At 55.7% G+C, this 12629-nt stretch carries 9 protein-coding genes and 1 pseudogene; 4 read left to right on the top strand and 6 right to left on the bottom strand.

From position 1 onward, the window contains the following. Positions 1–168: pseudogene (locus tag LBQ97_08300) on the top strand (UPF0236 family protein). Between the two features lie 379 nt (positions 169–547). Continuing rightward, the gene (locus tag LBQ97_08295; protein ID MDR1832708.1) at positions 548–1417 is read left to right on the top strand and encodes a DMT family transporter; all 870 of its coding nucleotides are present in this window, start codon (positions 548–550) and stop codon (positions 1415–1417) included. A gap of 9 nt (positions 1418–1426) precedes the next feature. Here LBQ97_08295 and ptsP read toward each other — a convergent pair whose 3' ends face one another. The 6 genes from ptsP to LBQ97_08265 form a co-directional block, all read right to left on the bottom strand. Continuing rightward, complete coding sequence (gene ptsP / locus LBQ97_08290; protein ID MDR1832707.1) at positions 1427–3133, bottom strand: phosphoenolpyruvate--protein phosphotransferase; 1707 nt, start codon at positions 3131–3133, stop codon at positions 1427–1429. A 12-nt stretch (positions 3134–3145) separates the two neighbouring features. Continuing rightward, positions 3146–3412, bottom strand: a complete 267-nt coding sequence (locus tag LBQ97_08285) for an HPr family phosphocarrier protein (GenBank protein ID MDR1832706.1) — start codon at positions 3410–3412, stop codon at positions 3146–3148. An 11-nt stretch (positions 3413–3423) separates the two neighbouring features. After that, entirely contained in the window at positions 3424–4686 is a 1263-nt protein-coding gene (locus tag LBQ97_08280; protein MDR1832705.1) for a zinc-binding dehydrogenase, read from the bottom strand. A gap of 15 nt (positions 4687–4701) precedes the next feature. Further along, positions 4702–6567, bottom strand: a complete 1866-nt coding sequence (locus LBQ97_08275; protein MDR1832704.1) for a PTS mannitol transporter subunit IICBA — start codon at positions 6565–6567, stop codon at positions 4702–4704. 140 nt (positions 6568–6707) lie between these two features. After that, complete coding sequence (gene pfkB, locus LBQ97_08270; protein MDR1832703.1) at positions 6708–7619, bottom strand: 1-phosphofructokinase; 912 nt, start codon at positions 7617–7619, stop codon at positions 6708–6710. After that, positions 7616–8362 carry a DeoR/GlpR family DNA-binding transcription regulator gene (locus tag LBQ97_08265; protein MDR1832702.1) on the bottom strand — a complete coding sequence of 249 codons (747 nt, stop codon included), beginning with the start codon at positions 8360–8362 and terminating at the stop codon, positions 7616–7618. The genes pfkB and LBQ97_08265 overlap by 4 nt, the downstream gene beginning before the upstream one ends. Positions 8363–8707: 345 nt before the next feature. On the opposite strand from LBQ97_08265, the gene malQ reads away from it, so the two are divergent. Then, complete coding sequence (gene malQ, locus LBQ97_08260) at positions 8708–10216, top strand: 4-alpha-glucanotransferase (GenBank protein MDR1832701.1); 1509 nt, start codon at positions 8708–8710, stop codon at positions 10214–10216. An 11-nt stretch (positions 10217–10227) separates the two neighbouring features. Next, entirely contained in the window at positions 10228–12603 is a 2376-nt protein-coding gene (locus LBQ97_08255; protein ID MDR1832700.1) for a glycogen/starch/alpha-glucan phosphorylase, read from the top strand. Positions 12604–12629 lie beyond the last annotated feature (26 nt).

The raw sequence follows: 12629 nt of genomic DNA, 5'->3' as shown, positions 1-12629 counted from the left end.
CGCGCAATAGAAATCCAGATAACGGATGCGAAATATTTGACGGGATGCTGTGCTGAAGGGCAAGTGAGCCACGTATTATCGAGTAGATTAAGCAGCAGGCCATTAGGTTGGAGCCTAGTTGGGTTGGATAACATGGCAAGGCTAAGAGCGTTTCGTTGTAATCAAGGAAATTGGGCGGATGTCGTAAAATCACTTCGTGAAAAGAACTGTGAAAACAGAGAAGTAGAGCAAATGCCAGAAATCGAGACAATCCGTGCCAACAGAAAATGGGAGCGGGACCTTAAGATCGCCAACTGCCCGATCCCAGCGATAGAATTAAAAAAATATGAGTGGCTCAGAAATTTGGTGCATGGCAACAAGGCATTTGCATAAATCATCCAGCGATAAGGCAGATCATATCGGCAGACAGGGCAATCAAAAAAATTTTTGAAAAATCCCTAAAAAATATTGACACTACCTTGGCTCTTCGCTATATTGTGCGGGTAACCAAAATATGATATAATATATGTATCATATAGCTGAGGAGAATTTTTCCAGGGAGCGCACATTGACGAAAAAAAACGCATGCCTTTCGATCCTCGCGGGGGCTTTTCTCTGGGGGATCATCGGATTTTTTGTAAAAAACCTGTACTCGGCGGGTTTCACCCCGATGCAGGTCGTAGCCGCCCGAATGCTGACGGCCTTTTTGGGTCTCCTGATCTGGATTTTCTGTAAAGACCGGCGCGCTCTTGTCATAAGACCAGCCGATTGCCGGTATTTTGTCGGTACCGGGGTTGTCAGCGTCATGTTTTTCAATTACTGCCTCTTTCGGGCAATTGACGAATCGGGTGTTTCCATCGCTACGATACTCTTGTATACGGCCCCGTTTTTTGCAATACTTTTTTCGCGGTTACTTTTCGGGGAGGCCCTGACGAAAATCAAAATCGCAGCCCTTGTGTTTTCTATCCTCGGCTGCGCCTTCGTGGCCGGGGCGCTACCGGCTTTTCAGGGGGTTCTGTCCCTGTCTGGGCATGGCTTTGGCGTCGGCGCGGGATTCTTTTACGCGCTTTACAGTATTTTCGGTAAATACGCCCTCCGAAAATACAACGCCATGACCATATCCCTCTATACGTTTCTTTTCGCCACGCTGGTCTCGGTCCCCTTCAGCGGATTTTCGCAGTGGGCGCCGCTGCTGCTCCACGGGAAAATAGCGCTTTATGTCGCGGGACTCGGTATCCTGTCGACGATCTTGGCCTTTATGCTCTATACAAAAGGTCTTGAAGCCATAGAGGCCGGACGGGCGTCCATTATCGCCTCCGTTGAACCGGTAGTTGCTGCGGTCATGAGCTTTCTCGTATTCGGGGAGAGGTTGGGACCATGGCAATATTTCGGAATCGGGCTGGTTATTGGATCTATTGTGCTGTTGCAGGGTTCTTAGGAAAACCTCCTATTCTTTTCTTTCCGCTTCAAGACAGGCCCGCACCTCGCCCGCCGTGGCGAGCCCCATGGCCGCGTCGCGAACGCGTTCGGCCTCAGCCGCGGACCAGAGGGAGAGGCTCCGCCTTACGGCGAGGACCGCCGATGGCGAAACGCTGTATTCCTGCAAGCCGAAAGCAATCAGGAGCGGATGCAACAGCGGATCCGCCGCCGCTTCTCCGCACATGGCGACTTCGATGCCCGCGTCCCGGGCGGCTTGGATAATCCTTTCGATGGCCCGCAGGACCGCCGGTTGGTAGACGCTTCCCAATTCCTGCGTCTTTTCGTTGCCGCGGTCGGCCGCCATCATGTATTGGGTCAGATCGTTGGTCCCGATACTGAAAAAATCAGACTCTTTCGCCAACAAGTCCGCAATCGCGCAACTGGCCGCTGTCTCCGTCATAATGCCGAGCTTGATGTTTTCGTTGAATCGCGTGCCTTCCCGCCGCAGTTCATCTTTGAGCTCCGAGAGAATTTCCTTTGTCCGCCGGATCTCCTCAACGCAGGTGATCATAGGCAGCATAATCCGAATATCGCCGTAGGCCGAGGCGCGAAGGAGCGCCCGCAGCTGCGGACGAAACACGTCGGGCCGCTCAAGACAGTAGCGGATGGCCCTGTGTCCGAGGAAGGGATTTTCTTCCTTGGGAAGCTTTAAATAGGGAATGTCCTTGTCCCCGCCGATATCGAGGGTCCGGATCACCACGGGCCGTCCCTTCATGGTCATGGCCGCCGCCTTGTATGCCTCAAACTGGCGTTCCTCATCGGGCAGATGCTGCCGCTGCATATAGAGAAATTCCGTCCGGAAGAGACCGATCCCCTCAGCGTCATTTTCCGCGGCGATCCCCGCCTCGTTGGCATTGCCGATATTGGCGAAAAGATCGACCCGCAGGCCGTCAGCCGTAACGGTTTTCCTGCCCGCGAAGGCTTTGAGCAGTTCTCGGCCCCGGATATGGGCGGCTCTTTTCTTCTCGTAATCCGCCCGCTCCTCCGCCGTGGGATTGACCAGCACCGTGCCGGAGCTCCCGTCGGCGAGAATGAGGTCCCCGTCTTTCACAAGGTTGGCAATGCCGGGAACGCTCATGACGGCGGGAATCCCCATGGCCCGGGCGAGAATGGCCGCGTGGGACGTATAGCCGCCGCTTTGGGAAATGACGGCCTCGATATTTTCTTTACGGATTTCGCCGGTCATGGAAGGCGTGATTTCCGGCGCCACAAGGATCGTACCCTTGGGCGCGCCTGCGATATCGGGCTCGGGAATGGCCAGCAACATGCGCAGAATGCCGTCCCGCAGGTCCCTGACGTCGGCGGCTCTCTGCATCGTGAGCTCGTCCCCCGTGGAGAGAAAAGCCGCCTCAAACATGCCGCATACCTTTTCGACCGCTTCCTCCGCGCAGGATCCCTCCTTGATCAGATTTTCCATTTCGCTGGCCATATAAGGGTCCGAGAGCATGAGGAGCTTTCCGCGGATAATGTCCGCTTCCTTTTCCCCGGCCCTTTCCGCGACCCGTTTGGCCTTTTCCGCCGTATCCGCCCCGTAGCGATCCAGGGTCTCGTGAAGACGCCTGATTTCCGCCTCGGGATCGTCCACGGGCCTGTTGTCATAGACTACGGGCGCGGTCTGGATCAACATGACCCGGCCGATGCCGATGCCGTCTGAAACGCCGATGCCTTTGTACATGGCCCCCACCCCTTACAGCTCGCCGAGGCCGCTGTCAATGAGCTCCACGGCTTTCGCGAGGGCTTCCGCCTCATCGGGCCCGTCGGCGATGACTTCCACGGTCATGCCGCATTTGAGTCCCGCGCCGATGATGTGCATGAGACTTTTGGCGTTCACTTCCTTTGCCGGGGTCTTGAGTTTGATCGCGCTCTGATACCCGGCCAGGGCGTTGGCGAAAAAGCCTGCCGGGCGCATGTGAAAGCCTGTCGGATTTACGATAGTAGTCACTTTTGAGATCATGTGTTTCCTCCTTACGCTTTTTTGAAATTTGCAAGCAGATAGTTTTCCGCTTCAAGACTCCAGAGACCGTGATTCTTGTCGCAGATTTCCGCGAGAACCTTGAATTTCGGATCGGTTTTTCCTTTTTCCGCGAAATCCTCTATGGCCGTCAGCGGCATTTCGATATGGGTATAGGTGAGTTTCTTCCCGCCCGGGATTTTCGGCAAATCAAGCGTCGTTTCGGCGATGCAGTCGATGCCTCCGACGTGGGTCACCATGACCGCGGGATTGATCAGGCCTTTTTCCGTCATGCCGAGGGATTCCAGCAAGTCCGCCGTATTTCCCCCGGTGGTCCCCATCAGGTGCGTATACCCGTAATGGACGTTATATTGATTGATCGAGGCCGAAAATTCAGGATCCGATGGACCCGCGAAGAAATTCATGCAGCCGTCCCGTCCGAGGATCCGGTCGCCGGTCTCCACGGCGTCCCGGACCGGCGCCATGACCATGACGTCGTCAAAACCGCTCCCGCCGGTCAATTTCCGCAGCTCGGCCACTTTGTCGCCTGCCCTCGCCGTATTCATGAAATACAGATCCACGCCGCGCTTTTTGGCCGCTTCCTTCGTGAAAATCCTCGAAGCCCTGTGGAGACGCGCGTCGTCGATGTCGGTTACGACCAGTAGCCCGGGACGTCTGTCGCAGTTGAGGGCGTAATCCACCGCGCCCAGGCCCATGGGACCCGCGCCCGCTATGATCGCCAGCTTTCCGCCGGGCACGATGCCCATTTCATGCTGATAAACGCCCATTTTCGTATGGTACATGGCGTGATAAGCGCCGATAATGCAGCTCATGGGTTCCGCCAGCGACGCCTCATAGTAGGATTTGCCGCTGTAGGGTAAAAGACAGCCCAGTTCCATGACTTCCGGCGGAATGACGCAGTAGGTGCAGGCTCCGCCGAAGTATTCGTAGGAATACCCCGGGGAAGCCATGGATCCCTTGTAATTGAGGGCCGGCTGCTGGGCGAATTTCATGCCGGGCTTGAATTTATCCCGGTGAGCCTTGCCGACTTCGACGATATTGCCCGCGAATTCATGACCGATAATGACCGGATGCGTATCGACGTTCTGCGGGACCCGTTTGTGGCGTTTTCCCTGCAGGGCCGCCTTGTATGTGGACATGCAGACGCTGTCGGAAATGACTTCCACCAGAATTTCGTCGTCTTTGATGGGCGGCAGTTCGAATTCCTCCAACCGCAGGTCCATTTCACCGTAAAGCCGCACCGCTTTTGTTTTCAAGTTGAATTCCCCCCTTTATTTCTGTTCAAACAGGCTGTAAACGGCGTCGACATCTTTTGACGCCGCGAGTTTTTTGATTTCCTTTTCCTCATAGGCGTCCACGAGATTGGCCAGGGAGGCGATGAGGTCGATATGCTCGTCGTTCTTTCCGGCGATCCCGCATACAATATACGCCTTTCCGGCCGCAAAGTCAACCCCTTCGGGGAAAAGGAGCACGGAAAATCCCGATTTGATGATGGCGCTCTTGCCGTCGCCGGCGCAATGGGGAATGGCCAGACCCTTGCCGAGATAAGTCGAGACCTCGCTTTCCCGCTTCAGCATGGAATCCACATATTCGGGCCGCACATAGCCGCCCTTCACAAGGACGTTCCCGGCCAGGCGAACCGCTTCTTCTTTTGTGGCCGCCCGCTGCCCCGTCAGGATGTTTTCCTTCTTGAGTATCGTTCCGGACGCTTTTCCCGCGGTCTTCTCCCCGGGAGCGCCCGCCGCTTCCGCGGCGGTTGCGCCGATCAGGCCCAGGATCTTGTCGGCCACGGACATATCGAGAAAGTCCGTCACGCTGATGTGACAGGCCCCGGGCCGGATCTCTTTCGCCCTCGGCGTCAGCTGTTCGTGGGAGACGACGATCGACGCGTTGGCTGGAATTTCATTGATCGCGTAATTTTTGACCGGAATCGTGATATTTTTGGCTTTGAGCCGTTTCCCCAGCATGGACGCGCCCATGGCGGAAGACCCCATGCCCGCGTCGCAGGCGTAAACGATGAGCTCGACTTTTTCGGGTTTTACCGCAAGTCCCTTGCTTTCCAGCTTGCGATCCTTGACTTCCTGCCGGGCTGTCGTCAGGGCGTCTTCGCTCATGTGGGCGGCGGCCCGTTTGACAAAGACCGAGGCGATCAGGAAAGAGACGACGGTCGATACGACGACGCCGGCCAGCACGGCGAAATGTCCCCCTCTGGGCGTCATGGCCATGAGGGCGATGATGCTGCCCGGCGAAGGCGCGGCCACGAGACCCGCTTTCAGGACGTTAAACGTAAATACGCCCGAAATGCCACCGCCGATGACGGCCAGCACCAACACGGGATTCATCAGCACATAGGGAAAATAGATTTCGTGAATTCCGCCGAGGAAATGGATCAGAATGGATCCGGGGGCGGATTCTTTGATGCTCCCTTTGGCGAACATCCAGTAGGCCAGCAACACGCCCAAACCGGGGCCGGGATTTGTCTCCAGCAGGAAGAATACGGATTTCCCCAGCTCTCTAGCCTCGCTGAGGCCCATGGGGCCCAGGATGCCGTGATTGATGGCGTTATTGAGGAAAAGGATCTTGGCCGGTTCGATAAACAACGACACCAGCGGGAAAAGGCCCTTCCCGACGATGATGTGGACGCCCGCCGTGAGGAAATTCGTGAGTCCCACAACGACGGGACCCATGATCTGCATGGCGAACATGGCGAAAAGCGCCCCGAGGATGCCCAGCGCGAAATTGTTGACGAGCATCTCAAAGCCCGCGGGAATTTTCCCCTCAATGGATTCGTCGACTTTTTTCAATACCCAGCCCGCGAAGGGTCCGAGGATCATGGCCCCAAGAAACATGGGGATGTTGGCCCCCACAATGACGCCGATGGTGGCGATAGCGCCGATGACGCCGCCCCGCACGCCGTGCACGTTCTTTCCGCCCGTGTAGCCGATCAGAACCGGTAGCATATAGGTCAACATGGGGCCCACAAGGGTCGCGAATTTTTCATTGGGCAGCCAGCCGCTGGAGATAAACAGGGCCGTGATCAGCCCCCAGGCGATAAAAGCGCCGATATTGGGCATGACCATGGAGCTCAATGCCCGTCCGTAAGACTGAATCCTTTGTTTGACTGTGTTTTCGCTCATTTTAAGCGCCTCCTTTACTACTGTGAATACGTGAAAAAAGAACCATAAGGACAAGAATATTTAATATCGGTAGCGTAGCCCTTTATAGACTGTTTTTATAAAAGATCGAGCTTTCCGCTTGTTGTCATGTTCAACTTTGTTCAAAGACGTCTGATTTTTATCCGATTGAGGAGTTTTTCCATGTCGGGAAGTTCGGCGAGATCCTTTTTGAAAGCCGTGGCGCTGCCCGAGGCGATGCCGCCCGCAAAGGATTCTTCGACGGAAAGCCCCCGCGACAGGCCGTAGAGGATGCCCGCCACCATGGAATCCCCGGCGCCGGCGCTGCTGACCACGGTTCCCGACGGCGTTTCCCCGATCCAGGTCCCCCGCGGCGTCACCAGCGCGGCGGCTTCTCCGCCCGCCGATACCAGCACATTTTCCGAACCCATTTCCCTGAGTTCTCGCGCGCCCGCGACCAGTTCGTCCATGGAGTGGATTTCCCGGCCGAGATATTCCCCCAGCTCTTTCTTATTGGGCTTGGTGAGATGGACGCCTTCCCTCAGGGCATGAATAAAGGGACGTCCCCGGGTATCGAGGATGACTCTTGTCTCCCGGGGGAGTTTTTGGATGATCTCGGCATAGACCGTTTCGGGCAGAGACGGCGGCACGCTCCCCGAGAGGACCGCGTAGTCGTGGGGCCCGATATCGGACAACATTTTAAGGAATTCCGCGTAGCTTTCTCCGGGGATTTCCGGGGCTTTTCCGGTGATTTCCGTCTCGTTTGCGGCGGTCTTCAGCTTAATGTTGAGCCGGGTATTGTCCCGGATGCCCACAAAGCGGTCGATGATACCGTATTCCCGGAGCGTGGTCCGGATGAGCTCGCCGTTGCTGCCGCCGGCAAACCCCGTGGCGATACTCTGAACGCCATAGTTTTTGAGGACTTTCGAGACGTTGATGCCCTTCCCCCCCGCCAGCAGGTAAGATTCCGAGGCGAGGTTGAGCCCCCCTTCCATAAAGCTGTCCACCGTGACGTAATAATCCGCCGCCGGGTTCAGCGTAATCGTAAATATCATAGATTCCGACTCCTTTCGCCGCTTCGGGGATCGGGGGCCCTGAGGCCTTCGGGGATTTCCCCCTCACTCAGCAGCGTCCCTTCGTTCAAATCCGCGAATTTGATAAAGCTCTGCTTGAAAAATTTCGAACTATCGCAAAGAAACCAGACCTGGGCGCAGTTGCGCAAAGCCGCGCTTTTGATGACGGCCTCTTCCTCGTCGGGCGTCCAGTAACCTTCCTCGTTAACGGCGTTTGCCCCCATAAAGGCCATGTCATAGCGGTAATTCCGCAGAGACAGGACCGCGCTGCCGCTGACGAGGGCCGCCGTTTTCCCCTTGACGCGCCCGCCGGTCACATAAGCCTTGATTTTGTATTTTGTCAGTTCCTCCAGATGGGAAAGCCCGTTGGTGATAACGACCAGACGTTCTTTTTCGGCGAGAAAGGGGATCATAGCCCCCGTGGTCGTTCCCGCGTCGAGGTAAACCGCGCTGCCGTCCCTGACCAGAGCCGCCGCCGTTTTGGCGATCTTTGTCTTTTCCGCCGAAAAGATGTTCCGCCGGCTCAGGATGTCCTCTTCGATATAATCGGGAAGCACCGCCCCGCCGTGGACGCGCCGGATTTTTCCCTTTTCCTCAAGGAGCATCAGATCCCGGCGCACCGTCGCCTCCGAGACATTGAGGGTCTTGACGATGTCCTTCATCTGCATGTTTTTGTTCTTTTCGATAAGTTCCAGAATGATGTTGCAGCGTTGAATGTTGAGCATGGGACCTCCCGGACGGATCGTTTTTCTTTCTCCTATCATACTACATTTTCGTCAAAAAATCAATCATTTTATTTCAAAATAATTCAAATTATTTCATTAACGCTCAAAATCAAGCAAAATCAGTAACTTTTCGTCATTTTGAAAAATATATCTCCGCTTTTCCTGTTTTTGCTATTGTCATTTATCTGATTCGTGAGGTATAATATTAGAGAAAGGGATTTTCTATCGGAATGCCTTTTTTCGAACACCTACTTATGCTATAATTTGCAAATGTATACATCCTCCGGTCCCTTGAACCGCTGAAGCTCGCGGTAACAGCGGATCGGAAAGCACGGGGGACAATTCATGACAGAACGTTGCGGCGGCATCCTGCTGCACATCAGCGCACTTCCCGGAAAATACGGGATCGGCGACCTCGGGACAAGCGCGTTTCGCTTTGTGGATTTTCTGGCGGGCGCAGGACAAAAGATCTGGCAGATCCTGCCTCTGGTCCCGGCGGGCTTCGGCAATTCCCCGTACCAGTCCGTTTCGGTCTTCGCGGGAAACCCGCTCTTCATTGACCTCGAAGAGTTCCTGCGGGCGGGAAATATCACGGCCGGAGACCTCGAGCCCCTGGTTGCGCAAAACGACGACGAAAGGGTACGCTACGAGGCAATTGCCGCCTTGCGGGAGGAACTCCTGCGAAAGATCTACGACGCCCGTTTCCGGGGCGGCGAAAACGCCGAAGAAGACGAAGCGCTCCGGAAATTTTGCGAAAAATCGGGAAAATGGCTCAGGGAATACGCGATCTTCGCGACGCTGAAGGAAAACTTCGGCGGAAGACCCTGGTATCGCTGGCCGCGCAAGTACAAATTCAAAAGTAAAGGGGCCCTCAAAGCGATTCTCCGGGATCACGCCGGGGCCATCCGTTATCACTGCTGGGTCCAATTCACTTTTTACCGGCAGTGGGCGGCCCTCAAGGCCCACGCGGCCCGAAAGGGCGTCCGGATTTTAGGCGATCTCCCCATTTACGTCTCCACCGACAGCGCCGACGCCTGGGGCAACAGGGAACTGTTTCAGTTTACCCGCTACGGCAAGGCCAAGCGGGTCGCCGGTTGCCCGCCCGATTATTTCAGCAAGACGGGGCAGCTCTGGGGCAACATTCTCTACGACTGGGAAGCGATACGCGAAAGGCGGTACCGCTGGTGGATCGAGCGCCTGCGTCATTCTTTCGGGATCTATGACATCGCGCGTCTCGATCATTTCATCGGCTTTTCTTCTTACTGGAGCATTCCGGCCGGAGACGCCACCGCCGTCAACGGTCGTTGGGAGAGGGGGCCGGGCATGAGGCTTTTCGGAAAAGTCCGGAAGGATCTGGGCAGCGTAGACATCGTGGCCGAAGACCTGGGCGCCCTCTCGGCCGGCGTCCGGAAGCTCCTGCGGGATACGGGCTTTCCCGGCATGAAGATCCTGCAGTTCGCCTTCGACAGTTACGACAGCGATTATCTGCCGCACAAATACCCCGAAGAGGCCTTTGCCTATACGGGAACCCACGACAACAACACGCTTGCGGGCTGGCTTTCGGGCCTCCCGGACAACATCGCGGACTATGCCCGCAGCTATACGGACAACTTTCTGGGCGCGGAGGGCGACGGCTTTTCCGCCACGGACAAAATGATTCTGGCCGTCCTCAAATCCAAAGCCGGGGCGGCGGTAATCCCCATGCAGGATTATCTCGGAACAGGCGCCGACGGGCGCTTCAACACCCCGTCCACCGTGGGGCCCGGCAACTGGTCCTGGCGCGTGGCGGCCGCATCCCTGACGGAGGCGCTGATGACGCATATCCGGCGGATGACGGAAAAATTTCAAAGATAGCAGGAGGATACATGGAATTTGAAAAAGAGCGCTTGAGAAAGTCGCTCGAAAAAAATGTCAGGATCTTGTTCAACAAGAGTCTTGAGGAATCGGGCAGTTTCGAGTTGTACAGAGCCCTCGGCCGGACCGTGATGGAAGAAATCGCGGAAAACTGGTACGAGACGGAAAAACTGTATGACGAAGGGAAAAGAGCCTATTATTTTTCGGCGGAATTCCTCATGGGAAGAGCCCTCGGCAACAATCTGATCAACCTCGGCGTCTCGCCCGCCGTCCGTGAATTGCTGCAATCGCTGGGCATCGATTACAACAAAGTCGAAGACGAGGAAGAGGATTCGGCTCTGGGAAACGGCGGTCTCGGCCGTTTGGCGGCCTGTTTTCTCGATTCCCTGGCCACCCATGACCTTCCCGGCATGGGCTACGGCATCCGCTATCGGAACGGCATCTTCAACCAGGTCTTCAAAGACGGCTATCAGGTCGAAAAACCTGAAAAATGGCTGAAATATGAAGACGTCTGGTCGGTTCCCCGCTATCAGGACGAAGTGGTTGTGAGCTACGGCGACAGAAAAGTCCGGGCTGTCCCCTATGACATGCCCATCATCGGATACAATACCAAAAATGTCAACACGCTCCGTCTCTGGCAGGCGGAACCAGTCGTAGACCTCGATCTGGGGCTCTTCAACAAACAGGATTACTTGATGGCCACGGCGGAAAAGACCTTCGCCGAGGACATCTCCCGGGTCCTCTACCCCAATGACTCCACCGACGAGGGGAAAAAACTCCGGCTGAAGCAGCAGTATTTCTTTACGTCGGCGTCGCTGCAGGACATTTTGAAAAAATTCAAGAAGCTCCACGGCTATGATTTTGAGAAGCTGCCGGACTATGTGGCCATACAGCTCAACGACACCCATCCGGTCATAGCCATTCCCGAATTGATGCGCCTTTTGGTGGATCTTGAGGGGTTGGCCTGGGAAAAGGCCTGGGCGATTATCGAAAAGATCTTTTCGTACACGAATCACACGATACTCGCCGAAGCGCTGGAAAAATGGTGGATCGGTCTCTACAAGGAAGTGGTGCCCCGGATCTACGAGATCACCGAAGGCATCAGCAACCAGCTGAACGGCTTCCTCTACGAGAAATACCCCGAGGACCAGGCCAAGCGCAACCGCATGGCCATTATCCGCGACAACCTCGTGCAGATGGCCTGGATCGCCATCTACGGTTCCCACGCCATCAACGGCGTCGCCAAGCTCCATACGGAAATCCTCAAAAACCGCGAACTCAAAGACTGGTACGAGCTCTGGCCCGAAAAATTCTACAACAAAACAAACGGCATCACGCAAAGACGCTGGATGCTGAAATCCAACCCCCAGCTCTCGGCCTTTGTGACCGAGCTGATCGGAGACGGCTGGGTCACGGATCTGACAAAACTCAAGGAACTGGAACGCTATCAAAGCGACCAGGGGGTATTACACCGCCTGTGCGAAATCAAGCGGGAGAAAAAACTGGAGCTGGTGGAGTATCTGCGTAAGACCCAGAGCATAAACGTCAATCCGGAGTCCATTTTTGACATCCAGATCAAGCGGCTCCACGAATACAAGCGGCAATTGCTGAATATCTTCCATATCCTTGACCTGTACAGCAATTTGAAAACGAATCCCATGTGTGATTTCACGCCGGTGACCTACTTTTTCGGGGCCAAGGCCGCCCCGGGCTACGTGATCGCCAAGGGCATCATCCGCCTGATCAACGAAGTGGCGCAGCTGGTGAACCACGACACGGACGTCAATCAAAAGCTCAAAGTCGTCTTCGTGGAGAATTACCGGGTATCGGTTGGGGAAAAACTCTTCCCGGCGGCCGACGTCAGCGAGCAGATCTCCACGGCGGGAAAGGAAGCCTCGGGCACGGGCAACATGAAGTTCATGCTGAACGGGGCGCTGACCCTGGGCACCCTCGACGGCGCCAACGTCGAAATCGTGGAAGAGGCCGGACGGGAAAACAACTACATCTTCGGCCTGACCGTGGAGGAAGTGGAGGCCATGCGGGCAAAGGGCTACGATCCCCACATTCCCTACAACACGGTCGTCGGGCTCAAGAAAGTCGTGGATTCCCTGATCGACGGGACCCTGACGGACCTGGGCTCCGGCATTTACGCCGCCATTCACAAGTCCCTGATGGAAAATACCGCCCGGGCGGATCAGTATTTCGTGCTTGAGGATTTCGAGTCCTACCGGGAGACCCAGCGCAAAATCAACCGGGAGTACAACGATCGCCAGACCTGGGCGAAAAAAATGTTGATGAATATTGCCAACGCGGGAAAATTCTCATCTGATCGCACGATTCTCGAATACGCCAACGAGATTTGGCGGATCAAAAAAAGCAAACTGTAAGAGGGCGGCCGTCGCTTACCGTACCT

Source organism: Fusobacteriaceae bacterium (assembly GCA_031272775.1).
In the GTDB taxonomy this organism is placed as follows: Bacteria; Fusobacteriota; Fusobacteriia; order Fusobacteriales; family Fusobacteriaceae; genus JAISST01.
Note: the sequence above shows the minus strand (reverse complement) of the source record. Positions and strands in the feature narration are given on the sequence as shown.

What these genes read in the sequence shown, in the direction of transcription:
- ptsP (MDR1832707.1), bottom strand. Translation starts at nt 3,133, where the DNA reads ATGTACAAAGGCATCGGCGTTTCAGACGGCATCGGCATCGGCCGGGTC.
- pfkB (MDR1832703.1), bottom strand. Translation starts at nt 7,619, where the DNA reads ATGATATTTACGATTACGCTGAACCCGGCGGCGGATTATTACGTCACG.
- LBQ97_08255 (MDR1832700.1), top strand. Translation starts at nt 10,228, where the DNA reads ATGGAATTTGAAAAAGAGCGCTTGAGAAAGTCGCTCGAAAAAAATGTC.
- malQ (MDR1832701.1), top strand. Translation starts at nt 8,708, where the DNA reads ATGACAGAACGTTGCGGCGGCATCCTGCTGCACATCAGCGCACTTCCC.
- LBQ97_08285 (MDR1832706.1), bottom strand. Translation starts at nt 3,412, where the DNA reads ATGATCTCAAAAGTGACTACTATCGTAAATCCGACAGGCTTTCACATG.
- LBQ97_08275 (MDR1832704.1), bottom strand. Translation starts at nt 6,567, where the DNA reads ATGAGCGAAAACACAGTCAAACAAAGGATTCAGTCTTACGGACGGGCA.
- LBQ97_08265 (MDR1832702.1), bottom strand. Translation starts at nt 8,362, where the DNA reads ATGCTCAACATTCAACGCTGCAACATCATTCTGGAACTTATCGAAAAG.